The following is a 21,912-nucleotide window of genomic DNA, read 5'->3' on the forward strand; positions in this document are numbered from 1 at the left end:
CGGGCGGACGACGGATGCCCGACGGCGGTGGGCCGGGTACGTGACCCGGCCCACCGCCGTCGGGCATCAGCGGGTGGACGTCAGACGCGCGCTGGGACCTCGCCCGGCTCGGCTCCCTTGACGATCGGGACGCGGACCGCGTTGCCCCACTCGGTCCACGAGCCGTCGTAGTTGCGGACCTTGTCGAAGCCCAGCAGATACGTCAGCGCGAACCAGGTGTGGCTCGAGCGCTCACCGATGCGGCAGTACGTGATGACGTCGTCGTCGGTCGACAGGCCCAGGCCGCCCTCCTGGTAGATCGCCTCGAGCTCCTCGCGCGACTTGTACGTGCCGTCGGCTGCGACCGCGGTCGCCCACGGGACGTTGCGCGCCGTGGGGATGTGGCCCCCGCGCAGCACGCCCTCCTCGGGGTAGTCCGGGATGTGCAGGCGCTCGCCCGTGAACTCCTGGGGCGAACGGATGTCGACGAGCGGGCCGTTGCCGAGGTGCGCGAGCACGTCCTCCTTGAAGGCGCGGATCGTCTCGTCGTCCCGCTCGACCACGGGGTACTCGACGGGCTCCGGGGTGGGGACGTCGGTCGTCGTCTCGCGGCCCTCCGCGATCCACTTGCCACGTCCGCCGTCGAGGAGGCGGACGTCCTCGTGACCGAACAGCGTGAAGACCCACGCCGAGTACGCGGCCCACCAGTTGTTCTTGTCGCCGTACAGGACGACCGTGGTGTCGCGCGAGATGCCCTTGGACCCGAGGAGCTGGGCGAAGCCCTTGCCGTCGAGGTAGTCGCGCAGGTCGGGGTCGTTGAGGTCGGTGTGCCAGTCGACCTTGACCGCGCCCGGGATGTGCCCGGTCTCGTAGAGCAGCACGTCCTCGTCGGACTCGACCACGACCACGTTCTCGTCGTGCAGGTGCTCGGCGAGCCAGTCCGTGGAGACGAGGCGGTCCGGGTGGGCGTAGGCGGCGATCTTCTCGGTCGTGTCGAGGGGAGCGGACATGGTGTCCTCCTGAGGGCTCGTGGGACTGGCAGAGGCGGGTCGCGGGGATGCGGGCAGGACGGCGCAGGCGGGGTCGAGCGGAGCGTGCCGGCGCGGTGGGTACCGCTCGGGCACGCTCGCCACTCTAGGAACGGGGTCCACGGACCGGAAGGCCCGTCGCGCATGCTGAGACAGTGTTACCCGCTGGTCCGTAGCGGCCGCGGAGCCGTCGCAGGAGACGTCAGTCTCGCGAGATCGGCGCCGTCACCGCGCCCGTGAGCGAGACCAGGTCGGCGGGCGCCAGCCCCACGTCGAGACCGCGGCGCCCGCCCGAGACGTACACCGCGTCGAACGCGAGGGCCGACTCGTCGACCACGGTGCGCGGCCGCTGACGCTGGCCGAGCGGTGAGATGCCGCCCACCACGTACCCGGTCGCGCGCTCGGCTGCGGCCTGCTCGGCCATCGCCGCCTTCTTGCCGCCCGCCGCGTGCGCGAGGGCCTTGAGGTCGAGCTTGCGGTCCACGGGCACGACACCCACCACGAGCGTCCCGTCGACCGAGGTCACCAGGGTCTTGAACACCTGCTCGGCCGGGATGCCGATCGCCGCGGCGGCCTCGAGCCCGTAGCTCAGGTCGGAGGACGGGTCGTGCTCGTAGGGGTGCACGGTGTGCGGCACACCAGCCTTCTCGAGCGCGACGAGCGCGGGGGTGCCGGCGTGGGGCGACTTCTGCTTCTTTGCCACGAGACGATTGTGCCCCTAGACGTTGACGTCGACGAGCGACCCGATGCCGTACGTGACCGCCATGGCGATCGCACCGCCCAGGACCGTGCGGATCGTCGCACGCCGGGTCGGCGCCTGCCCCAGCCGTGCGCTGCCCCAGCCGGTGAGGACCAGCGCGAGGACGACCGCGACGAACGTGACCGGGATCCGTGCGGGGGTCGGCGCGAGCAGGATCGCCGCCATGGGCAGCAGGCCGCCCACGGTGAACGACACGATCGAGGCGACCGCTGCCTCCCACGGTGACGTCAGGTCGTCGGGGTCGATGTTCAGCTCGGCGTCCGCGTGGGCCGCGAGCGGGTCGTTCGCCGTGAGCTGGACCGCGACCTCGTGCGCGAGCTCGGGCGTGAGCCCCTTTGCCCGGTAGATCCCCGCGAGCTCGGCGAGCTCCTCGTCGGGCATGGTCGCGAGCTCCTGGCGCTCCTTGGCGAGCATGGCCTCCTCGGTGTCGCGCTGCGTGCTCACCGAGACGTACTCGCCCGCGGCCATCGACAGCGCCCCCGCGAGCAGCGCCGCGGCGCCCGCGGTCGCGATGACCGGGATCGACGTGCTGGTCGCGGCGACGCCCACGACCACGCCCGCGGTCGACACGATGCCGTCGTTCGCGCCGAGGACCCCGGCGCGGAGGCGGTTGAGCCGTGCACCGGTCCCCTCGCTGCGGTGCTGCTCGCCCTCGTGCGGAGTCGTGTGCGGTCCCGGTGTGCTCATGAGGCCACCGTAGGACGGGGGAGCGGGCCTGTCGTGGCGGGCCGGAGTACGCCACGACGGATCTCGCCTTCTGGTCGGCCGGGCCTGTGACCTGCACCTCGGCCCCGCCGGGACCTTTGGCACTGGCCGACCCGGGCACCTCCTGGGACGCTCGGAGTGGCAGAGGTGACCGCCGGCAGGGGATGCGTCAGGGGCGCATCGGAAGCAGGGAGAACGCACATGAGCATCGACGACCCCAGAATCGAACGGATCCTCGCGGCCGCGTCCCGCGCTCCCAGCGTGCACAACACCCAGCCGTGGTCCGTCCACGTGCACGGCACGACGCTCGACGTGCGCGCCGACGACTCGCGCCGCCTGACCCACGCGGACCCCGCAGGCCGGGAGATGTTCATCAGCTGCGGGGCGTTCCTGGCGAACCTGCGGGTCGCGGCCCGCCGCGAGTCCTTCCGTCCGGTGCTCTCGCTGGTCCCGGACGACGGCGACCCCGCGCTCGTCGCGCGCGTCGACCTGGTCCCCGGTGTCCTGCCCGACGCCGACGAGCTCGACCTCGCGGTCGCGATCGACCGGCGCTCGACGTCCCGCGTCCCGTTCGAGGACCAGCCGCTCGACGCCGACGTCGTCGACGACCTCGACAGGGCGGCCACCTCCGAGGGCGCGCGCCTCGTGAGCCTCGCGCCGCAGGCTCCTGAGCGGACCGTCCTGCTGGACCTCGTCCGGCGGGCCGAAGAGGCCGCCAGCAAGGACCACACCGGTCGCGTCGAGCAGGCGCGCTGGGTCACGAACGACCCCGACCGCCCCGACGGGATCCCCGTCTCTGCGCTCGGCCCCGCGAGCGACGACGCCCTGGCACCCGTGCGCCACTTCGGTGGGGACTCCACGAGCGACCGGGCCGCGTTCGAGCACCGTTCGACGCTCGCGGTCCTCACGACTCCGGGTGACACCGTGCAGGACTGGCTCGCGGCCGGGCAGGCGCTCGAACGCGTCCTGCTGACCGCGACCACGTACTTCGTGCACGCCTCGTTCGCGACCACCGTCCTCGAGAACCCCGCCACGCGGGCCGAGCTCACCGCGGCGCTCGACGCGGGCGTCCCGCAGATGGTCATGCGGCTGGGCTACAGCGCGACGTCCCCCCGCACGCCCCGCCGCCCGGCCGACGACGTGCTGCGGTAGGCCGCGTCAGATCGTCCCGACCGCCACGACGCTCAGCACCACGGCGCCTGCCTCGTCGCTCGCCGCGAGGTCGACGACGGCGCTGATCGCCCAGTCGTGGTCGCCGGCCGGGTCGTCGAGCACCTGGCGGACGAACCACGTGCCGGGCTCGACGCGCTCGCCGTCGGGGCGCACGCCGTTCTCGACGATCTGCACGAGGGCCGACGAGCGCGCCGCGGCGTCCACGCCGATCGCGTCGTTGCCGTGCAGCTCGAACATCGGGTCGAGGGCGTCGGCCCACGCGTCGCCGTCCCAGCCGCTCGCCTTGTCGAGGGCCTCGAGCGCGTCGTAGTTCTCGCGCGCCGCGAGCTCGACCCGACGGAACAGTGCGTTGCGGACCAGGACGCGGAACGAGCGCGCGTTGCCCGTGACGGGACGGGCCGGGGCCTCGGCGCCCGTGCCGGACAGCGGGCCGTCGCCGACCTCGTCGTCCGCATCGTCGTCGACAGGGTTGGCCAGGCGCTCCCACTCGTCGAGCAGCGACGAGTCGGTACCGCGCACCAGCTCGCCCAGCCACTCGGTGATGTCCTGGACCTCCTCGGTGCGGTGCTCCTCGGAGATCGTCTGGCGCATCGAGCGGTACGCGTCGGCGAGGTAGCGCAGCACCACGCCCTCGGTACGGTCCAGGCCGTACACCGAGACGAACTCGGCGAACGTCATGGCCCGCTCGACCATGTCGCGCACGACCGACTTGGGCGAGAGCTCGGCGTCCGAGACCCACGGGTTCGAGTGCTTGTACGTCACGAACGCAGGCTCGAGCAGGTCCGCGAGCGGCTTGGGCCACGTGATGGTCTCGAGCAGCGCCATGCGCTCCTCGTACTCGTACCCCTCGGCCTTCATGGCCGCCACCGCCTCGCCGCGGGCCCGGTGCTGCTGCGCGACGAGCACCTGGCGCGGGTCGGACAGCGTCGCCTCCAGGACCGAGACGACGTCGAGCGCGTGCGTGGGGGACTCGACGTCGAGCAGGTCGAGGGCCGCGAGGGCGAACGGCGACAACGGCTGGTTGAGCGCGAACTCGCGCGGCAGGTCGACCGTGAGGCGCACGGTGGGGCGCTGCCCGCTCGGGTACGTCGGGTCGGGGACGCGTACGCGCTCGACGATGCCCGCGACCCGCAGCGAGCGGTAGATGCGGAACACCTGGCGCACGTGACGCTCGCGCTGGGCCTCGGTGTCGTGGTTGGCCGTGAGCAGGTGCTTCATCGCCTGGACTGGATCGACGCCGCGGTCACCGCGCGCGAGCACGTTGAGCACCATGGCGTGGTTGACCGTGAAGTGGCTGGTCAGGGCCTCGGGGTCGGCGTCGCGCAGGCGCTCGAACGTCGCGTCGGTCCAGTTGACCGCACCGGCAGGAGCCTTCTTGCGCACGATCTTCTTGAGCTTCTTGGGGTCGTCCCCGGCCTTGGCGAGCAGCTTGCGGTTCTCGATCACGTGCTCGGGGGCCATGACGAGGACCTCGCCGAGCGTGTCGTAGCCCGCGCGCCCGGCGCGGCCCGCGATCTGGTGGAACTCGCGCGCCGTGAGGTGGCGCATGCGCTCGCCGTCGAACTTCACGAGGCTCGTCATGAGGACCGTGCGGATGGGGACGTTGATGCCCACGCCCAGGGTGTCGGTGCCGCACACGACCTTGAGCAGCCCCGCCTGGGTCAGGCGCTCGACCACGCGCCGGTACTTGGGCAGCATGCCCGCGTGGTGCACGCCCACGCCGTGGCGCAGGAACTTGCTGAGCGTCCTGCCGAACCCCGACGTGAAGCGGAAGTCGCCCAGCTCGGCCGCGATCGCGTCCTTCTCCGAACGGCTCGCGACGTTGATGCTCAGCAGGGCCTGGGCGCGGTCGACCGCGTCCTTCTGCGTGAAGTGCACGACGTAGACGGGCGCGCGGTGCGTCGTGACGAGCTCCTCGATCACCTCGCCCAGCGGCTCGGCGACGTAGGCGAACGTGAGCGGCACGGGGCGCTCGGCGCTCGTGACCTCGGCGACGGGACGTCCCGTGCGCGACTCGAGGTCCTCGGTGAACGTCGAGGTGTCGCCGAGCGTCGCGGACATCAGCACGAACTGCGCCTGGGGCAGCTCGAGGAGCGGGACCTGCCAGGCCCAGCCGCGCTGCGGGTCCGCGTAGTAGTGGAACTCGTCCATGACGACCTGCGCGACGTCCGCGTCCGCGCCGTCGCGCAGCGCGATGTTCGCGAGGATCTCCGCGGTGCAGCAGATGATGGGCGCGGTCGGGTTGACCGACGAGTCCCCCGTCATCATGCCCACGTTCGCGGAGCCGAACACCGCGACGAGCGCGAAGAACTTCTCGCTCACGAGCGCCTTGAGCGGGGCCGTGTAGTAGCTGCGACCGGGGGCGCCGGAGCGGTGCGCGGCGAGGGCCGCGTAGTGCGCGCCGACCGCCACGAGCGACTTCCCCGAGCCCGTGGGCGTGGCCAGGATGACGTGCGCGCCCGAGAAGATCTCGATGACGGCCTCGTCCTGGTGCGCGTAGAGGTCGATCCCCGTCTCGGTGGCCCACTCGGTGAACCCTTCGTAGAGGGCGTCAGGGTCCGGGGTGCCCGAGCCGTCCGGTGCCGGCAGGTGACGGACCAGGCCGGGCTCGGGACGGGTGGTGGGGGTCGTGGTGCTCATCGTGGCCATTGTCGCAGAGGCCTTGTCCCCCGGGGGATCGCGCGCCTCGGGTGCCCTCGTCGCGCGCACCTGCGGCTGCCCCGTGGAAGTCTGGGCGCATGGTGACCGACCGGCGCGCGGACGCGCCCCGCTTCCACCCCGAGACCGTGGCCGAGTGGCGCGCGTGGCTCGCCGAGCACCACGACGACGAGGTCCCCGGGGTCTGGGTCGTGCAGTGGCGGCGGGCGAGCGGCCGTTCGCCGATCGACTACGACGCGCTCATCGAGGAGGCGTTGAGCTTCGGGTGGATCGACGGGACCGTGCAGACGATCGACGACGAGCGCTCCATGATGTGGCTCACACGGCGGCGGCCGGGGAGCCGCTGGACGCGCCTGAGCAAGGAACGGGTCGCGCGCGCCGAGGCGGACGGCAGGATGACCGACGCGGGTCGGGCGGTGATCGACGCTGCCCGCGCCGACGGCTCGTGGACGAGGTACGACGACGCCGAGGCGCTCGTCGTCCCCGACGACCTGGCCTCGGCGTTCGCTGCCGCGCCGCCCGCTCGTGAGCACTGGGACGCCTTCCCGCCGGGCGTGCGTCGGCTGATCCTGGGATGGATCGCCGACGCCAAGCGGGCCTCGACGCGCGCGGCCCGGATCGCCGCGACGGCCGAAAAGGCGCAGCGCGGGGAGCGCGCGCACTCCCAGCCCCGCTGAGAGGGCCGTCGCGACAAGGACCACCGCGAGAGGTTAGCGTCCTGGCGACGGCTGCCCCGCCGTCGGGCTGGAGGAATGAAGCATGGACGTCTTGCAAGAGGCGCTGATCGACCCGGTGAGCAACGCCCTGTACTCGTACGTCCTGATCTACGTCCTCATCGGCGCGGGCGTCTACTTCACGGTCCGCACGCGCGCCGTCCAGGTGCGGCTCTTCGGGCTCATGTTCCGGCTCGTGGGCGGCTCGACCGGCTCGGCCGAGGGCGGCATCTCGTCCTTCCAGGCGTTCTGCGTGGGGCTCGCGTCCCGCGTGGGGACGGGCAACATCGCGGGCGTCGCGATCGCGCTGACGCTCGGCGGCCCGGGGGCCATCTTCTGGATGTGGTGCGTCGCGCTCATCGGGATGGCGACCGCGTTCGTCGAGGCGACGCTCGGCCAGATCTTCAAGGTCCGCGCCGACGACGGCTCCTACCGCGGCGGCCCCGCGTACTACATCCAGCGCGGCCTGGGCTCGCGGCGGTGGGGGATCGTGTTCGCGATCCTGCTGATCTTCGCGTTCGGCTTCGCGTTCAACATGGTGCAGGCCAACACCATCAGCGAGGCGCTCGACAACGGCCACGCGGTCTCGCCCGGCTGGACCGCGGTGCTCCTCATGGTCCTCGCAGCCCCCGTGCTGTTCGGCGGGGTCAAGCGCGTCGCGAAGGTCGCGGGGATCGTGCTGCCGATCATGGCGGGCGTCTACGTCCTGCTCGCGGCGACCATCATCCTCATGAACCTCGGCGCCGTGCCGGGCGTGGTCCGGCAGATCGTCGAGGGCGCGTTCGGGCTCGACCAGGCCGTCGCGGGCACCGCGGGCGGCATCCTCGCCGCGCTGCTCAACGGGGTCAAGCGCGGCCTGTTCTCGAACGAGGCGGGCATGGGCAGCGCCCCGAACGCCGCCGCGACCGCGACGGTCTCGCACCCCGCCAAGCAGGGGCTCATCCAGTCGCTCGGGGTGTTCGTCGACACGATCGTGGTGTGCTCGGCCACGGCCTTCATCATCCTCATGGCCGGGCCCGAGGTCTTCGACCCGGGAACCACGACCGACGCCGCCGGGGCCTCGCTCACGCAGGAGGCCGTCGCGGCCCAGCTCGGGACGTGGACCGTGTGGCCCATGACGATCCTCGTGTTCGTCTTCGCGTTCTCCTCGGTGCTCGGCAACTACTCGTACGCCGAGGTCAACCTGACGTTCCTCGGTATCCGCGCCAAGGCGCTCACGGCGCTGCGCACGCTCGTGCTCGCGGCGATCGGGATCGGCTCGCTCATCGAGCTCGAGGCGGTGTGGGCCGTCGCGGACGTCGCGATGGCACTCATGGCGCTCGTGAACCTCGTCGCGATCGTGCTGCTGGGACGCTGGGCGTTCGGTGCGCTCAAGGACTTCGAGCGTGGTCGCAAGGACGGGACGGACGCCCGGTTCGTCGGGACCGGGAACCCGGACCTGCCCGGGGACGTCCCGGGCGACGTGTGGGCACCGGTCCCGCAGGACTCGACGGCGTAGCCCGGGCCGCGCTCTGCGCCGAGGTGTGCCGGGGCGGAGGTGTGCCGGGGCGGGACGGCCGTCAGCCCAGGTCCCAGAGCAGGCGGTAGTAGGCGATCCGTTCCTTGTCGGGCTCGATGCCGTAGGACTCGTACACGATCCCGTCGTAGCCGGGTCCGTGGTTCCACTCGGTGCTCCACGCCGCGACCGCGAGGTCCGCCCAGCGGTCCGCGACCCCGAGCGACCCGAGGTCGACGTGCGCCGCGAACGTGCCGTCGGCGGCCAGCAGGGTGTTGGGTGCGCACGCGTCGCCGTGGCACACGACCAACCGGTCCACGGGGGGTGCGAGGTCGAGCAGGGGGCGCGCCTCGGCGACCGAGAGCTGCGCGTGCTCGGGGAACCAGTCGGCCGGGCCTTCGCCGTCGGCGATCCGCTCGTCGGCGCGCGCGATGCGCTGCTCGACGCTCCACGTGAACGGGCAGTCCTCGACCGGCAGCGCGTCGTGCAGGACGCGCAGACCGTGACCGATCGCCGCCGCGGCCGTCGCGGGCTCGGCGATCCAGCGCGGGTCGACGGCCGACGCCGCGTCGATCGCCTCGGTCACGAGCCAAGCGCCGATCTCGTCCTGCCCGGCGTCGAGCACCCGTGGCACGGTGGCGAAGCGGGAGGCCCACGCGAGCCGCTCGGCCTCGGCGAGCAGGTCGATCTCCGGCGTCCCGGCCGCGACCCACTTGACGTAGCGGTCGGCGCCCCAGCGGAACGTGAGCCCGCCCAGGTCGTTGACCCACACGGGGACCAGGTCCCCGCCCCCCGCGGCGTCGACGAGCGAGCGGACGGCGGGCGGCACGGGAACGGGGCCGGTGGGGATCTCGGCGAGGGGCGGACGCGACATGCTCCGATCCTGCCAGGCCGCCCAGCATCGCCGACACGGGTGGTCCCGCACGAGACGGGTTCCCGCGCCACGGTCCGTACCACCCGCCTCGTACGGGACCACCCCTCTCGCGGTGCCGTCGCACGCGTCAGCCCGCCAGGCGCTCGCAGACCTCGAGCAGGCGCCCGCGCAGGACGGCCGAGCGCTCCGCGAACCCGCGCTGGAGCCGCACGTACTCGGCCTTGCCTGCGGGGGTCTCGATCGCGACGGGCGCCTCGCCGTACGACGACACGTCGTAGGGGCTGGCCCGCATGTCGACCCAGCGGATGTCGCGGGCGAGCTCGAACGCGTCGAGCACGAGCCCGCTCGGCACAGCGGGGGACAGCTTGGTCGCCCACTCGTAGAGATCCATGTTGGCGTTGCACACGCAGACACGCCGTTGGAGAGCCGCTCCAGGTCGTCTGACTGGTCGTCGGTGGCGGACGCACAACGATCCCTGAGGACGGTACGGGAGCATGGCGGGATGACGAGCGAGTACTTTCAGCGTGTTCGGTGGATCCACGGCAGCACCGACGACCCTGTGGTGCTGTGGGCGCACGTGGTCCGAGGGTGGGAGGTACGGAAGGTCGACGAGTTCGCCGACGGGAGTCTGACGTGGGCGGACGAGGACCACGAGTCCGAGAGCACCGGCCTCGGGCTGATACCTGTGCCGCTCCCCGCGGAGATCGCGGAGGATCCCCAGTTCGTGGTCACGCTCGTCGAGCAGTCGGAGTTCGAGACCGTCTGGAACTCAGCCCGCGAAGGCTCCGGTGGCAGTTGGATCGGGCCGGGCTGACCGTGAGGCGTGCAGGATCGGAAGCCTCGATCGGTACGCCGTCAGCGACGCCGACCCGTTCGATGCCGCCGAGCTCGCCGTCGAGCGCGTCGAGGGACGGCCTGTCGTGAGCCGATGACTGTCGCGTTCACGGGCGGCCAGGTCCCGGATCATGCGGTGCGGCCCTGCGCAAGGGGTTCTGCTCCAAGCGGCAGGAGGGCGTCACAGACCTCGATGAGACGGGCACGTAGCGAGTTGGAGCGTTCGGCAAAGCCTCGCTGCAACCGGACGTACTCGCGCTTGCCCTCCGGCGTCTCGATGGCGATCGGTTCGAGTCCGTACGTCGACACGTCATAGGGCGAAGCCTGCATGTCGGTGTACCGAATCTCGCGCGCCAGCTCGAACGTATCGAGGAGCAGATCGCCCGGCACAGCGGGGCCGAGCTTCATCGCCCATTTGTAGCAATCCATCGCTGCATGGAGGCAACCTGGCTGCTCGTAGAGCACCTGGGTCTCGCGCGTGAGCGGTTGTGCTTCATCGGTCGCGGTGCCTGCGAGCGGAACCAACACCTCCATGTTGGCGTGCAGGCAGCCCGGTTGTTCGAGCGCGGGCTGCGTCTCCCGGGTCGGTTGCAGCCGGTTGAGGCCCACGGCCTCGGGGGTGAAGAAGCGGAACGCGTCGAAGTGCGAGCAGCGCACGGGGTGCGAGGCCACGACGTCGTCGGTGCCCTGGGCCCCGAGCCGCAGCGGCAGGGGGTGGCGGTGGTCGCGGCCCTGGGCGTGGTCGCGGTAGACCATGGCCCACTCGTGCAGCCCGAAGCACCCGAGGCTCGCCGGCCGGGAGGCCGTGGCCGCGAGCAGGTCGCGGGCATAGCGCACGGTGTCGCCGCGGTCTGCGAGGAACGCGTCGACGTCGAGCGTCACGCCGCCGGTGGTGTCGGTCCGGTACCACCGCCAGGTGGCGCGCTCGGCGAGGAGGGGCGCGGCGCCGTCGGGCGTGCTGCTGTCACCGGAGAGCGTGACGCCCGCGCCCGGGTGCCAGCGCCGGAGCTGGGCGGGGCGGGTGGGGTAGTAGGTGAAGAGGAAGTCCTCGACGGCGTGCTTCTCGCCGCGCGCCTTGCGCTCGCGCCAGCCCGCGGTCAGGGCGTCGGCGCGCTCGGCGTGCGCCGTCGCGAGGGGGAGCCACGCGTCACCGGCGAGGACGTCCGGCCCGACGGCGTCGCGCGGCCCGGGAGGGGGCGTGCGGTGGGGAGCGGGAAGCGTGGGCATGGTTCCAGGGTAGATGTCGGTCGGTGGTGGCCCGTCGTGGCGGCAGGTGCGTGGTTCCGGTGGTTTTCACCCGAAAGTCCTCTCCATGGCATCTCCACACATGGAACACTTGTGCCGGTGTGCGCGCCCGAGCGCGCGCGCCTCCCTCCTCCGCACACTCCGGCGTCGCCGTGCCGTGCACGACAAGAAGACGAGCAGACGAATGACGTACCCCCCTCCCGGACCCGCAGAGCCGACCCCGCCGTCGCTCGGCTATCCCGGAGCACCGCAGCCCTCGCCGTACCAGCAGCCCGGCCAGCCCGCCCAGCCCGGCCAGCCCGGCGCGTGGGGGCCGGAGCAGGGCGGCTACCCGCCGCCCTACGGCGTCGTCCCGCCCAAGAAGTCCAACGTGCTCGCGGTCACGGGCCTCGTGCTCGCGATCGTCGCTCTCGTGCTCTGCCTGATCCCGATCATCAACCTCTTCGCGGCGGTCCTGGCGCTCGCAGGCCTCGTCCTGGGCATCATCGGGCTCGTCAAGGCAGGGGTGCTCGGGAGCGGCAAGGGCATGTCGATCGCCGCGATCGTCATCTCGGTCGTCGCCGGGATCGGTGCGGTGATCTCCCAGGTCGTGTTCGTCGCAGCCCTCGACGAGCTTTCCACGAGCCTCGGGTCGACGAGCATCTCGAGCTCGGCCCCCGAGGAGCCCGCGGGAGCAGAGACGCCCGCGGACACGACGGGCGAGGACGTTCCCGCTGACGGCGCGGCCGGCGACTCCTCGCCGGCCCTCGTCTTCGGTGACGCCGCCGTCTACGAGGACGGCCTCGAGGTCGGTGCCAGCGCCCCGGCCGCGTTCACGCCCAGCGACACGGCGGCGGGCGACGAAGGGTTCACGCAGTTCGTGCGCATCGACCTCACCCTGACGAACGGGACCGCGGAGACGTTCGACCCCACGTTCACGTACGTCACGCTCTCGTCGGGCGGTGTCGAGGGCTCCCAGGTCTTCGACGCGGCGAACCAGATCAGCAGCACCCCGAGCACGCCCCTGCTCCCGGGCCAGTCGCTGACGTTCCCCGTGGTCTTCGGGGTCACGGACCCCGCCGACGTGACCATGGAGGTCAACGTCGGGGCATGGGAGTACGACGCGGTCCTGTTCTCCACGACGAGCTGACGGGCGCAGGTGGCGGGGCCTACGTGCGCGTGGGCCCCGTCGCCGCGTCCTCGGCAGGCGTCGGGTCCGGCTCGGGGGCCTGCTGCCAGGGCCAGCGGCCCGTGATCTCGAGCTCGAGCGAGAAGCTGAGGAACGTCCGGATGAGGACGATCGCGGCGAGCACAGCGACGCTCTCGAGCGTCGGTGTGATCGCGACCGTACGGATGATGTCGGCGGCGACCAGGAGCTCGAGCCCGAGCAGGATCGAGCGACCGAGCCGCCGCCGGAAGAGGCGGTAGACGTTGCCCTCCCGGCGTCGGGTCAGGGACAGGAATGCTGCGTACAGGGCGCCGACCACGATCGCGGCGACCCCCGCCGCGTCGACCACCTTGCCGACGACCTCGATCACCTCGGCGAACGTCATGAGCCGAGCGTAGGACGGAACGGCCGAGCGGGCCGGGCGGGACGAGCGGCCGTCGAGTCAGGCGAGCAGACGCACGTGCCGTGCCGACCTCACGAGGGCCGTGGCAGCGTGAGGATCTCGGCCCCGTCGTGCGTGATCGCGATCGTGTGCTCGCTGTGCGCGGTCCGGCAGCCCGTCGCGCTGCGGAGAGTCCATCCGTCGGCATCGGTGACGAGCTCGGCGGTGTCCTGCATGACCCAGGGTTCCAGGGCGAGCAGCAGCCCTGGCCGCAGCCGGTATCCGCGTCCGGGGCGTCCGGTGTTCGAGACGTGGGGGTCCTGGTGCATGGTCGAGCCGATCCCGTGGCCTCCGAACTCGGTGTTGATCAGGTATCCCGCGTCGCCGAGGACCGTGCCGATGGCGTGGGAGAGGTCGCCGACGCGGGCGCCGGGTCGTGCGGCCGCGATGCCCGCCGCGAGGGCGCGCTCGGTCGCGTCGATCATGGCGACGCTCTCCGGGGGGCGTGTGTCCCCCACGACGAAGCTGAGAGCGGCGTCTGCCGCGACGCCCCCCAGGGAGACGGCGAGGTCGAGCGTCAGCAGGTCGCCGTCGGCGAGCGTGTAGTCGTGCGGACGTCCGTGCAGCACGGCGTCGTTGACGGCCGTGCAGATGTAGTGGCCGAAGGGCCCGCGCCCGAACGACGGGGCGTAGTCGACGTAGCAGGACAGCGCGCCGGCCTGGAGGATCAGCTCCTTCGCCCACCGGTCGATGTCCAGCAGGTTCGTCCCGACGGTGCTGCGGCCCTTGAGCGTGTGCAGGACGTGAGCGACCAGGGCTCCCGTCTCTCGTGCTCGGGACAGCTCGGTGGGGTTCAGTATCTCGATCATTGCGGCGTCTTCCTCGTGTTTCCAATAACTATACCGGCCATGTTATCCCGGTACTAGAATCGGGTCCATGGTCAGGTTGCCGCTCACCCCCGCCGAGGTCGAACGCGGGCAGCGCCTCGGTGCTCTGCTGCGTCGGGCCAGGGGGGAACGCTCGATGCTCGAGGTCGCGCTCGACGCGCGCGTCTCGCCCGAGACCCTCCGGAAGATCGAGACGGGCAGGGTCGCCACCCCTGCCTTCCCGACCGTCGCCGCGATCGCTGACGTCCTGGGCCTCTCCCTCGACGAGGTCTGGGCCGAGGTCACGCGGCCGGAGGGCGACCGTCCCGGGCAACGTGTCGGCCAGGGCGCGCGCGAGCGGCTGGCCTCCTAGGCGGCGAGGGCCCTACTCGGTCGCGTCGAGGAACGCCTGCGCAAGGCGCCGGGGCGCCCGCGCGAGCCATGCGTCCTCGAGGAGCTCCTCGAGCTCGGGGACGGCGACGCGGTCGAGGCGCGCAAGAACGATCGGATAGCCCGCGAAGTGGGCCGTCGTGAAGAAGGTGCTCGGCTCGTCGCCGACGAGCGCGAGCTTCTCGCCCTCGTCGGCGACGTAGAACCCGAGCGGCGCGGTGTCCGGCGCGGAGACGCCCAGCTCGTCCAGGTCCCGACGGCGCAGCGGACGTTCCCAGGCGAAGTTCCGTCCGTGCACGGCCCACTCGCGCGGGCGGTGCTCGGCCGTGTCCGGCAGCACCGCCGCGATCCGCCCGACGTCCTCCCACGTGGCCATGCTTCGACGCTACGCCTCGCGTGCCGTGACCGCTCGCGTCAGAGCGGTGCGGTGTCCACCGTCGTGTCCTTGCCCGTTGCCCCGGGCGCGTAGGTCTCGATGAGGACCGTGAGTGTCTGGTTGATCCGTTCGACCTCACGCAGGACCAGGTCGCGTGCGCGCGCGGGCTCCCCGGCCGTGTCGCCCTCGCTGCTGACGCCCAGGTCCTCCTGGACCGTTGTCGGCACCCGCCCGTCGAGCGCCTCCCGCAGTGCTGAGACGTTCGCGCTCGTGACCCGCCGGAGCGACGCCCAGTCCTCCGTCGACAGGTTGTCCCCGGCCGCGATCATGCGGGTCACGGCCCGAGCCAGGTGACGCGTGTAGTAGGTCAGGGACCACAGCGCCGTGAGCTGGCCCTCGATGCCGCCGACCTCGAAGGCGCCGGGAGTTCGACGCAGCGGAGCCGCCGTGGCGTTGATCTGGCGCACGTCCTGGTTGATCACGAGGAGTCGCTTCTCGACGGCCTTCCGCGAGATCTTGGTGCCGCCCTCGAGCTCCCGGAGGCTGGCGACCATCACGATCTCGATGTCGTGCAGGAGCTTCTTGATGTCCTTGTCGAGCTTGGCCCGGGTGTGCGTGGGGAAGACGAGCCAGGCGACGAGCAGCGCGACGGCCGCGCCGAAGAGGGTCTCCAGGACCCTGATCTCGAGAGCGAGCGTGGTCAGGCGTCCCAGGAACTCGTAGAGCAGGGCGAAGATCATGGTCGTCCAGAAGTTCGACACCGCGGGTGACACCGGGCGGTAGTACGTCGAGGCGAACACGGCGACGGCGAGCAGCGGCACGATCACCGACGGGTCCGAACCGGTGAGGATCGCGACGCCGAAGCCGACCGCCGCACCCACGACCGTTCCCGCGATGCGTTGCGCACCCTTGACGAAGGTCTCACCGTCGCTGCCGCCCAGCACCTGGTAGGCCGCGAGCGTGGCCCAGTACTGGTGGGTCGTGGACACCGCCTCGCCCAGCCCGAGCGCGGCTCCGGTCGCGACCCCGGCCTGGATCGCCCGCTTGGTCACGGGGGACATCGGCTTCCTGCCGTCCGACGGCGAGGCCGGGGCGGGGAGCAGCTCGTCGAGCTCGGCGTCGTCCATCTGGGAGTCGTCGGGGTCGACCGTCGCGAGCGGAGGAGCGTCCGGGTCGAGGCCCGCGACCTCTGCCGTCCGCAGGGCGTCGGCAGCCCGGTAGAGCTCGTTGGTCGACTTGTACAAGAGACGAGCAGCCCGCGGCCAGTCGGGAGGCGGAGGGTCGTTCTGCCACGGCGCGAGGTGGGGGGGCGTGGTGGTCGGTGCCGAGCCGTCGACCGGGCGTGCCGCGATCTCGGCGAGGTGCGCCTGCAGCAGCTCGATCCTCCCGGCCAGGCGGCCGCGCAGCTCGAGAGGGACTGCCGTGCCCGTCACGTTGCGTGCGGCGCTCATGAGGTTGACGGCGGCCAGCTCGGTGTCGAACAGGTGGAGCCGAAGCTCAGCGCTGCGTGCCGGATCGACCCCCGTCGCGTTCTCGTCTCCCGTCAGCTGTCCGGCGAGGAAGGCCGCTCCGCGATGGAGGTCGCGCATGTCGAGCGCTACGCGCTTGCGGATGTCCGGGTCCCACCGGGCCCACGAGACGGCGTCGATCAACGAGTCCATCGCGGTGACGAGGCGGCGCCCGAACCCGTCGACGCCGCTCTGCAGCACCTTGCGCGGGCGTTCGGGGAGCAGGACGTAGTTCAGGACGTAGGCCCACGCGATCCCGAGCAGCGCGGCCGCGATGTACAGCAGGACGTCGGTCAGGTGCAGGCGCAGGATGAGCGCGAAGTAGTAGGCCATGAAGGTGACCTGCCCCAGCGCGGCCCACCGCAGGCCGAACCGCCCGAGCCACACCCCCAGCACTGCGACGGCCACGACCATCACGGCCGTCCATACCGGGGAGTCCGACACGAGGGCACCCAGCGCGACGACCAGGGTGATCGGGAGGATCAGCAGGACGCTGGTGATCTTGCGGCCTCGGAGCGTCTTGTCCACGGAGATGCCCGTGGTGAGCATGGCCACGAACCCGCCGAACATCGCAGGCTGGAGCCCGTCGCGTCCGGTGGCCTCGAAGAGGAGGTACAACGAGAGGACGGCGGCCGCCGCGGCGAGCACGGCCCTCCCCGCCGACCGGAGCCGGGCATACCCGGGGTCGACGAGAGACACGTGCTGGTCGACGAACGTCTCCCAGCGCGCGAGCCGGCTGCGGGTCTCCTTCTCCGCGTGGCTGCCGGGCTCGACGAGCGGCCCCGGGACGTCCTGCTCGAGCGTCTGCAGGGCCAGCGCGTCGTCGCTGTGCAGGATCGAGACCGGCTTGTCGGTCACGATGATCGGCTGGTAGTCCAGGTCACGGCTCACGGCGAACGTGATCTGCTGGGCGCGGTACGCGAACGGCAGCCACTCGGTGTACCGGCGGTAGGCGTCGTCGAGATCGGCGAGCGGCTGGATCGCTGCGAGGTCGGCCATGTCGCGGTCGAGCTGGACGAAGCGCGCGACCCACTCGTCCTGCCGCCCGCGGTGGTGCCCGCTCCGGGCGAGGTCGGCGAACTCCTCGGCGCTCACGACCTCGGGGACCGCGTGGCTCGTCCAGCGCAGCCGCTTCTGCAGGTACTCGCCGAACTCGAGGAACTGGAAGGTCAGGGGGACGAGACCCGGTGTGGCCGTCGCCGGGTGACCGGTCGGCAGTCCCCACCGGAGCGCGCCGAGGGTCCCGCCGAGCATCCGGATCGCGTAGGGGAGGGCGAACTGGTCGCGGCCGCTCTGGAAGTAGTACGCCGCATGGTGCAGCCGCAGGCCGTCGGTGTACGACGAGAACGAGTCCGCGATGCCGTCGACGTGCCCGTCCAGCCCGCTCGGCTCGCCCTGGTGGAAGAAGGGAGCCAGGCTCGCGACCGGGGAACCTGCCCCGCGCTCCGCGCTGAAGAACTGCGCCGAGAGCGCGCGCAGGTCGCGGATCACGTCGTAGACGCCCAGGAGGAACGTCAGGATGAGTGACACGAGGACCACGCCCGTGAGCGTCTCGGCGATGCTCAGGAAGCGCAGCACGTCCGTCTCGGCCGTGAGCGAGGACCCGCCGACGGTCGAGAGCTGGGCCGCGCTGAAGTACATCGCGTTGAAGAAGTCCAGGCTCGCGCCCGTGCCGGACACCGAGAACGCGGTCTTGGTCATCTGGCCGTAGTAGATCAGCCCGAACCCGAGGATCACGCCGAACAGCCAGGCGACGACCGTGACCATGATCTGCAGGCCCGTGACCTGGCGCAGCGCGAGCGGGCGCCACCGCCTCGACATGCGTCGGGTGACGCGGCGCAGCAGACGCCACTGGCCCTCGGCGAGCGGCCCCGCGATGAAACCGGACTCGTCGTAGTTGAGTGCGGTGAGGAACACGTCGAGCAGGGTCAGGGCGAGAATGACGATTCCGAGGACGAGCCACACTGTTTCCACGCGCTCAGGCTATCTTCGGCTCCTCGATCCGGCCTGGTTAAAATGTCGGGCGAACCGGACGGTGGTTTATCTGGTGATTTGTCGTGACGTCCTGTTGCGACAATGTCGCAGGTTGTCGCCAGGAATGCGAGGCGGCGAGGCGCGTGAAAGCGCTGGCCGGAGGGTTGTCGGTGCTCCGGTTGCACTCCTGTGGCGCCCGCGTAGGGTCGAGACATCAGACGCGAGACCGGTTCGTTCCGGCTGCCGGTCGCACTGGCGAAAGGTCGTGCAGGCAATGAATCTCACCCCACGAGAAATGGACAAGCTGTATGTCTACCAGGTCGCGGACCTGGCACGCAGGCGTCGGGAAAGGGGCACCAAGCTCAATCTCAGCGAGGCCCAGGCGCTGATCTCGGAAGCAATTCTCGAAGGAGCCCGCGACGGGAAGTCGGTCGCCGAGTGCATGGAGCTCGGAAAGACGGTCGTGTCGGAGAAGGACTGTCTCCCGGGAGTCCGTGAGCGGCTCGCGCTGCTCCAGGTCGAGGCGACGTTCGTCGACGGCAGCAAGCTCGTCTCCTGTCACGACCCCGTGGCGGCCTGAGGCATGGCGTCGAGGGGGCCGTCGGGGGTGCCGGGACAGACGCGGCTCGTCCTGGTCGGCGGGCACGAGAGCCACGACGGGGCGGACGTGCGGTTCGTGGCGGACGCGCTCCCGGGCGTGACTGTGAGCCCGCCGGGCCGGCCGCTCCACAACACCGTGAGCGTGCTGCTCGCGACGGGCGACGGGCCCGTGGCGGTCCTGCCGATGACGTTCGGCCGGAATCCCACGATGGTCGCCGACACGGCCAAGACGCTCAAGTGGCTGAGCGTGGGGGCCGGGGCAGGGCGTGTCGTCCTGTGCGACGACTTCGGCACGATCGACCACCTGGTCGCCTGGCTGCGCAGGGCCGCGACCGAGACCGCCGAGCGGCGGCCGGGGGCGGCCCTGGTGATCACGGCGACGTCGTCGAACCCGTTCGACGACGCAGAGCTTCACCGGGTCGCGCACCTCGTCCGGACGCACGGCGCCGGGCTCCCGGTAGAGGTCGCGTGCGTCGAGGAGGACGCGGAGGTCGCCGAGGCGGTCCGTCGCGCACGGCTCCTGGGGTCCACCGAGGCCGTCGTCGTCCCCGCAGGCTTCGCACGGACGAGCGCCGCCCCCTGGGGGATCGGCGAGCTCACCCGGGCGACGTTCTACGGGCCGCTGATGTCGGAGCAGGCGATCCTCCAGGTCGTCCGGCAGCGGCTCGCCGCGGCCGAGCACAGCCTGAGCCACGGCCACGACGGGATCGAGACCGGTCTGCTCGCGGACCACGGCCACGGGTACGCCCACTCGCACGCCTTCGAGGAGAGCGGCGAGCACGGCGCGGCGGGTCACCCGCACCCGCACCCCCATCCGCACCCCCATCCGCACCCCCACGGTCACCCGCACGGCGGCGGGGCGCACACCCTCGACACCCACGACACCCACGACACCCACGACACGGTCGAGGCCGCGCCGCGGGACGCCGACCATCTCGAGCCGCCAGCAGTGCACGGCGTCTCCCACGACGAGGTCCTCGCCCGTCGTCACTGAGCGGTCGCCAGGCCGCCACCGATCCATCGAGAAGCACCACGACGCGAAGTCAGCAGCGGAGGGAAGAACGATGCTAGGTAGCCCCAAGTACCACCACACCGACGAGGACATCGAGATCAACGCGGACAGGGAGAAGGTCACCCTCAGGGTGAGCAACACCGGCGACCGCGCCGTGCAGATCGGGTCGCACTTCCACTTCTTCGAGGTGAACCGCGCGCTGCTCTTCGAACGGGAGAAGGCGTACGGGATGCACCTGGACATCCCTGCGGGCACCGGCGTTCGCATCGAGCCCGGGGATACCCGTGACGTCACGCTGACGGCCTACTCCGGTTCACGTCACCTCGTCGGCTTCAACAACCTGGTCGACGGCGGGCTCGACTCGCGTCAGACCCGGATCGACTCGCTCGCGCGCATGACCGAGGGACAGTTCAAGGACGGCAAGCCGACGGCGCGGACCACCGGAGCGGCGAAGAAGGGGAAGAAGTAATGGCCATCATCTCCCGCAAGCAGTACACGGACCTGTTCGGCCCGACCACCGGCGACAAGGTGCACCTCGCGGACTCGAACCTCGTGATCGAGATCGAGAGGGACTACAACGAGGGGCACTACGGCGACGAGGTCGTCTACGGCGGCGGGAAGACCGCACGTGACGGCATGGCAGCCGACCCCGAGGCCACCAGCGCCCAGGGTGCGCTCGACCTCGTCATCACCAACGCCATCATCCTCGACCCGATCCTCGGGGTCGTGAAAGGGGACATCGGCGTCAAGGACGGCAAGATCGCCGGCATCGGCAAGTCGGGCAACCCTCATCTGCAGAGCGGCGTCGACCCGCGGCTCGTGGTCGGTGCCACGACCGAGGTCCTCGCCGGGGAGCACTGCATCGCGACCGCGGGGGCCATTGACTCCCACGTGCACTACATCTCCCCCCAGCAGGCGCAGGCCGCACTGTCGAACGGCATCACGACGCTCTTCGGCGGCGGGACGGGCCCGACCGACGCGACGAACGGCGTCACCACGACGCCCGGGGCATGGCACCTGCACCGCATGATCCAGGCCGCGGAGGAGATGCCCGTCAACATGGGCTTCCACGGCAAGGGCAACGGGTCGTTGCCCGCCGCGCTCGTGGAGCAGATCGAGGCCGGTGCCTCGTCGCTCAAGGTCCACGAGGACTGGGGCGCGACCCCGGCGGTGATCCGGAACGCGCTGACCGTGGCCGACGAGTTCGACATCCAGGTCTCGATCCACACCGACAGCCTCAACGAGGCAGGGTTCGTCGAGGACACGCTCTCGGCGATCGACGGCCGGACGATCCACACGTACCACACCGAGGGGGCGGGAGGCGGGCACGCGCCGGACATCATGAAGGCCGCCGGGTTCCCGAACATCCTGCCCTCGTCGACCAACCCAACCCTGCCGTACACGGTCAACTCCGTCGACGAGCTGCTCGACATGGTCATGGTGTGCCACCACCTGTCCCACGACATCCCCGAGGACGTCGCCTTCGCCGACTCCCGTGTCCGCGCCGAGACGATCTCCGCGGAGACGGTGCTCCACGACGAGGGCGTGCTGTCCATGTTCTCGTCCGACTCCCAGGCCATGGGCCGTATCGGTGAGTCCGTGACGCGGGCCTTCCAGACCGCGCACCACAACAAGGCGGTGCGGGGCCCGTTGCCCGAGGAGACCGGGGACAACGACAACTTCCGCGTGCTGCGCTACCTGGCGAAGGTGACGATCAACCCGGCGATCACGCAGGGTGTCTCCGACTACATCGGGTCGCTCGAGCCCGGCAAGATGGCCGACATCGTGCTGTGGCCCGTCGACTCGTTCGCCGCGAAGCCCAAGGTCGTCGTCAAGGGCGGGCTCATCAACTGGGCCCTCATGGGCGACCCGAACGCGTCGCTGCCCACGCCCCAGCCCGTGTACTACCGGCCCATGTTCGGTGCGTTCGGGCAGGCGCTGCAGGCGACCCGGATCACGTTCATGTCCCAGGCCGCGATCGACAAGGGCGTCCCGGAGCAGCTCGGCCTCAAGAGCCAGGTCCTGCCGGTGCGCCGCTGTCGGGGCATCGGGAAGGAGCACATGGTCCGCAACGACCGCACGCCCGTCATCGAGGTCGATCCCGAGACGTACAAGGTGACGTTCGACGGCAAGCCCGCGCACATCGAGCCGGCCGAGTCCCTGCCCATGACCCAGCTCTTCTTCCTCGCCTGA

The 21,912-nt window shown here is 71.2% G+C and carries 20 protein-coding genes and 1 pseudogene; 10 read left to right on the plus strand and 11 right to left on the minus strand.

From position 1 onward, the window contains the following. Positions 1–80: 80 nt before the first annotated feature. From ACZDYF_RS04455 to ACZDYF_RS04465, 3 genes are all read right to left on the minus strand, one after another. Complete coding sequence (locus ACZDYF_RS04455; RefSeq protein ID WP_191789326.1) at positions 81–989, minus strand: sulfurtransferase; 909 nt, start codon at positions 987–989, stop codon at positions 81–83. 220 nt (positions 990–1,209) lie between these two features. After that, entirely contained in the window at positions 1,210–1,710 is a 501-nt protein-coding gene (gene ybaK / locus ACZDYF_RS04460; protein ID WP_475053939.1) for a Cys-tRNA(Pro) deacylase, read from the minus strand. A gap of 15 nt (positions 1,711–1,725) precedes the next feature. Beyond that, positions 1,726–2,454 carry a VIT1/CCC1 transporter family protein gene (locus tag ACZDYF_RS04465; protein ID WP_475053944.1) on the minus strand — a complete coding sequence of 243 codons (729 nt, stop codon included), beginning with the start codon at positions 2,452–2,454 and terminating at the stop codon, positions 1,726–1,728. A 219-nt stretch (positions 2,455–2,673) separates the two neighbouring features. Here ACZDYF_RS04465 and ACZDYF_RS04470 point away from each other — a divergent pair, with 219 nt between their 5' ends. Further along, positions 2,674–3,624 carry an Acg family FMN-binding oxidoreductase gene (locus tag ACZDYF_RS04470; RefSeq protein ID WP_475053947.1) on the plus strand — a complete coding sequence of 317 codons (951 nt, stop codon included), beginning with the start codon at positions 2,674–2,676 and terminating at the stop codon, positions 3,622–3,624. Positions 3,625–3,630: 6 nt separating this feature from the next. Here the strand turns inward: ACZDYF_RS04470 and ACZDYF_RS04475 are convergent, their stop codons facing one another. Then, the gene (locus tag ACZDYF_RS04475) at positions 3,631–6,285 is read right to left on the minus strand and encodes a DEAD/DEAH box helicase (RefSeq protein WP_475053951.1); all 2,655 of its coding nucleotides are present in this window, start codon (positions 6,283–6,285) and stop codon (positions 3,631–3,633) included. Positions 6,286–6,383: 98 nt separating this feature from the next. Here ACZDYF_RS04475 and ACZDYF_RS04480 point away from each other — a divergent pair, with 98 nt between their 5' ends. Then, positions 6,384–6,980, plus strand: coding sequence for a YdeI/OmpD-associated family protein (locus ACZDYF_RS04480; RefSeq protein WP_475053954.1), 597 nt, complete (start codon positions 6,384–6,386; stop codon positions 6,978–6,980). A gap of 82 nt (positions 6,981–7,062) precedes the next feature. Continuing rightward, the gene (locus tag ACZDYF_RS04485) at positions 7,063–8,514 is read left to right on the plus strand and encodes an alanine/glycine:cation symporter family protein (RefSeq protein ID WP_475053957.1); all 1,452 of its coding nucleotides are present in this window, start codon (positions 7,063–7,065) and stop codon (positions 8,512–8,514) included. Positions 8,515–8,575: 61 nt separating this feature from the next. Here the strand turns inward: ACZDYF_RS04485 and ACZDYF_RS04490 are convergent, their stop codons facing one another. After that, entirely contained in the window at positions 8,576–9,385 is an 810-nt protein-coding gene (locus ACZDYF_RS04490; RefSeq protein ID WP_475053960.1) for a phosphotransferase, read from the minus strand. A gap of 127 nt (positions 9,386–9,512) precedes the next feature. Beyond that, a pseudogene (locus tag ACZDYF_RS04495) lies at positions 9,513–9,785 on the minus strand (3-methyladenine DNA glycosylase); the annotation flags it as partial. 102 nt (positions 9,786–9,887) lie between these two features. On the opposite strand from ACZDYF_RS04495, the gene ACZDYF_RS04500 reads away from it, so the two are divergent. Then, positions 9,888–10,199, plus strand: coding sequence for a DUF6881 domain-containing protein (locus ACZDYF_RS04500; protein ID WP_475053962.1), 312 nt, complete (start codon positions 9,888–9,890; stop codon positions 10,197–10,199). Positions 10,200–10,348: 149 nt separating this feature from the next. Here ACZDYF_RS04500 and ACZDYF_RS04505 read toward each other — a convergent pair whose 3' ends face one another. After that, positions 10,349–11,446, minus strand: coding sequence for a 3-methyladenine DNA glycosylase (locus ACZDYF_RS04505; RefSeq protein ID WP_475053964.1), 1,098 nt, complete (start codon positions 11,444–11,446; stop codon positions 10,349–10,351). A gap of 202 nt (positions 11,447–11,648) precedes the next feature. Here ACZDYF_RS04505 and ACZDYF_RS04510 point away from each other — a divergent pair, with 202 nt between their 5' ends. Next, positions 11,649–12,593, plus strand: a complete 945-nt coding sequence (locus tag ACZDYF_RS04510; protein ID WP_475053967.1) for a DUF4190 domain-containing protein — start codon at positions 11,649–11,651, stop codon at positions 12,591–12,593. Between the two features lie 19 nt (positions 12,594–12,612). On the opposite strand, the gene ACZDYF_RS04515 is transcribed toward ACZDYF_RS04510, so the two are convergent. Together ACZDYF_RS04515 and map are read right to left on the minus strand one after the other, a co-directional pair. Next, the gene (locus ACZDYF_RS04515; protein WP_475053969.1) at positions 12,613–12,996 is read right to left on the minus strand and encodes a DUF1622 domain-containing protein; all 384 of its coding nucleotides are present in this window, start codon (positions 12,994–12,996) and stop codon (positions 12,613–12,615) included. An 89-nt stretch (positions 12,997–13,085) separates the two neighbouring features. Next, entirely contained in the window at positions 13,086–13,862 is a 777-nt protein-coding gene (gene map / locus ACZDYF_RS04520) for a type I methionyl aminopeptidase (protein ID WP_475053970.1), read from the minus strand. Positions 13,863–13,929: 67 nt separating this feature from the next. On the opposite strand from map, the gene ACZDYF_RS04525 reads away from it, so the two are divergent. Beyond that, positions 13,930–14,232, plus strand: coding sequence for a helix-turn-helix transcriptional regulator (locus ACZDYF_RS04525; RefSeq protein ID WP_475053975.1), 303 nt, complete (start codon positions 13,930–13,932; stop codon positions 14,230–14,232). A 12-nt stretch (positions 14,233–14,244) separates the two neighbouring features. Here ACZDYF_RS04525 and ACZDYF_RS04530 read toward each other — a convergent pair whose 3' ends face one another. Continuing rightward, positions 14,245–14,625: an MmcQ/YjbR family DNA-binding protein gene (locus ACZDYF_RS04530; protein WP_191789314.1), complete on the minus strand. Its 381-nt coding sequence runs from the start codon at positions 14,623–14,625 to the stop codon at positions 14,245–14,247. A gap of 38 nt (positions 14,626–14,663) precedes the next feature. Then, on the minus strand, positions 14,664–18,107 hold the full coding sequence (locus tag ACZDYF_RS04535; RefSeq protein ID WP_475053979.1) for an FUSC family protein: 3,444 nt from the start codon (positions 18,105–18,107) through the stop codon (positions 14,664–14,666). Between the two features lie 274 nt (positions 18,108–18,381). Between ACZDYF_RS04535 and ACZDYF_RS04540 the strand changes: the two genes are divergently transcribed. From ACZDYF_RS04540 to ureC, 4 genes are all read left to right on the plus strand, one after another. Continuing rightward, positions 18,382–18,687, plus strand: a complete 306-nt coding sequence (locus ACZDYF_RS04540) for an urease subunit gamma (RefSeq protein WP_387484009.1) — start codon at positions 18,382–18,384, stop codon at positions 18,685–18,687. 27 nt (positions 18,688–18,714) lie between these two features. Beyond that, the gene (locus ACZDYF_RS04545; protein WP_475053985.1) at positions 18,715–19,701 is read left to right on the plus strand and encodes a sirohydrochlorin chelatase; all 987 of its coding nucleotides are present in this window, start codon (positions 18,715–18,717) and stop codon (positions 19,699–19,701) included. 70 nt (positions 19,702–19,771) lie between these two features. Next, positions 19,772–20,188 carry an urease subunit beta gene (locus ACZDYF_RS04550; RefSeq protein WP_475053988.1) on the plus strand — a complete coding sequence of 139 codons (417 nt, stop codon included), beginning with the start codon at positions 19,772–19,774 and terminating at the stop codon, positions 20,186–20,188. Further along, a complete protein-coding gene (gene ureC / locus ACZDYF_RS04555; RefSeq protein ID WP_475053992.1) occupies positions 20,188–21,912 on the plus strand; it encodes an urease subunit alpha in 1,725 nt (574 codons plus the stop codon). Before ACZDYF_RS04550 ends, ureC begins: the two co-directional genes overlap by 1 nt.

It is taken from the genome of Oerskovia sp. PE-21s (genome assembly GCF_056158145.1).

Excerpts from the sequence above, each read along its gene's own strand:
- ACZDYF_RS04455 (WP_191789326.1), bottom strand. The coding sequence starts at position 989 with ATGTCCGCTCCCCTCGACACGACCGAGAAGATCGCCGCCTACGCCCAC.
- ACZDYF_RS04465 (WP_475053944.1), bottom strand. The coding sequence starts at position 2,454 with ATGAGCACACCGGGACCGCACACGACTCCGCACGAGGGCGAGCAGCAC.
- ACZDYF_RS04470 (WP_475053947.1), top strand. The coding sequence starts at position 2,674 with ATGAGCATCGACGACCCCAGAATCGAACGGATCCTCGCGGCCGCGTCC.
- ACZDYF_RS04475 (WP_475053951.1), bottom strand. The coding sequence starts at position 6,285 with ATGAGCACCACGACCCCCACCACCCGTCCCGAGCCCGGCCTGGTCCGT.
- ACZDYF_RS04480 (WP_475053954.1), top strand. The coding sequence starts at position 6,384 with ATGGTGACCGACCGGCGCGCGGACGCGCCCCGCTTCCACCCCGAGACC.
- ACZDYF_RS04485 (WP_475053957.1), top strand. The coding sequence starts at position 7,063 with ATGGACGTCTTGCAAGAGGCGCTGATCGACCCGGTGAGCAACGCCCTG.
- ACZDYF_RS04490 (WP_475053960.1), bottom strand. The coding sequence starts at position 9,385 with ATGTCGCGTCCGCCCCTCGCCGAGATCCCCACCGGCCCCGTTCCCGTG.
- ACZDYF_RS04500 (WP_475053962.1), top strand. The coding sequence starts at position 9,888 with ATGACGAGCGAGTACTTTCAGCGTGTTCGGTGGATCCACGGCAGCACC.
- ACZDYF_RS04505 (WP_475053964.1), bottom strand. The coding sequence starts at position 11,446 with ATGCCCACGCTTCCCGCTCCCCACCGCACGCCCCCTCCCGGGCCGCGC.
- ACZDYF_RS04510 (WP_475053967.1), top strand. The coding sequence starts at position 11,649 with ATGACGTACCCCCCTCCCGGACCCGCAGAGCCGACCCCGCCGTCGCTC.
- ACZDYF_RS04515 (WP_475053969.1), bottom strand. The coding sequence starts at position 12,996 with ATGACGTTCGCCGAGGTGATCGAGGTCGTCGGCAAGGTGGTCGACGCG.
- map (WP_475053970.1), bottom strand. The coding sequence starts at position 13,862 with ATGATCGAGATACTGAACCCCACCGAGCTGTCCCGAGCACGAGAGACG.
- ACZDYF_RS04525 (WP_475053975.1), top strand. The coding sequence starts at position 13,930 with ATGGTCAGGTTGCCGCTCACCCCCGCCGAGGTCGAACGCGGGCAGCGC.
- ACZDYF_RS04530 (WP_191789314.1), bottom strand. The coding sequence starts at position 14,625 with ATGGCCACGTGGGAGGACGTCGGGCGGATCGCGGCGGTGCTGCCGGAC.
- ACZDYF_RS04540 (WP_387484009.1), top strand. The coding sequence starts at position 18,382 with ATGAATCTCACCCCACGAGAAATGGACAAGCTGTATGTCTACCAGGTC.
- ACZDYF_RS04550 (WP_475053988.1), top strand. The coding sequence starts at position 19,772 with ATGCTAGGTAGCCCCAAGTACCACCACACCGACGAGGACATCGAGATC.
- ureC (WP_475053992.1), top strand. The coding sequence starts at position 20,188 with ATGGCCATCATCTCCCGCAAGCAGTACACGGACCTGTTCGGCCCGACC.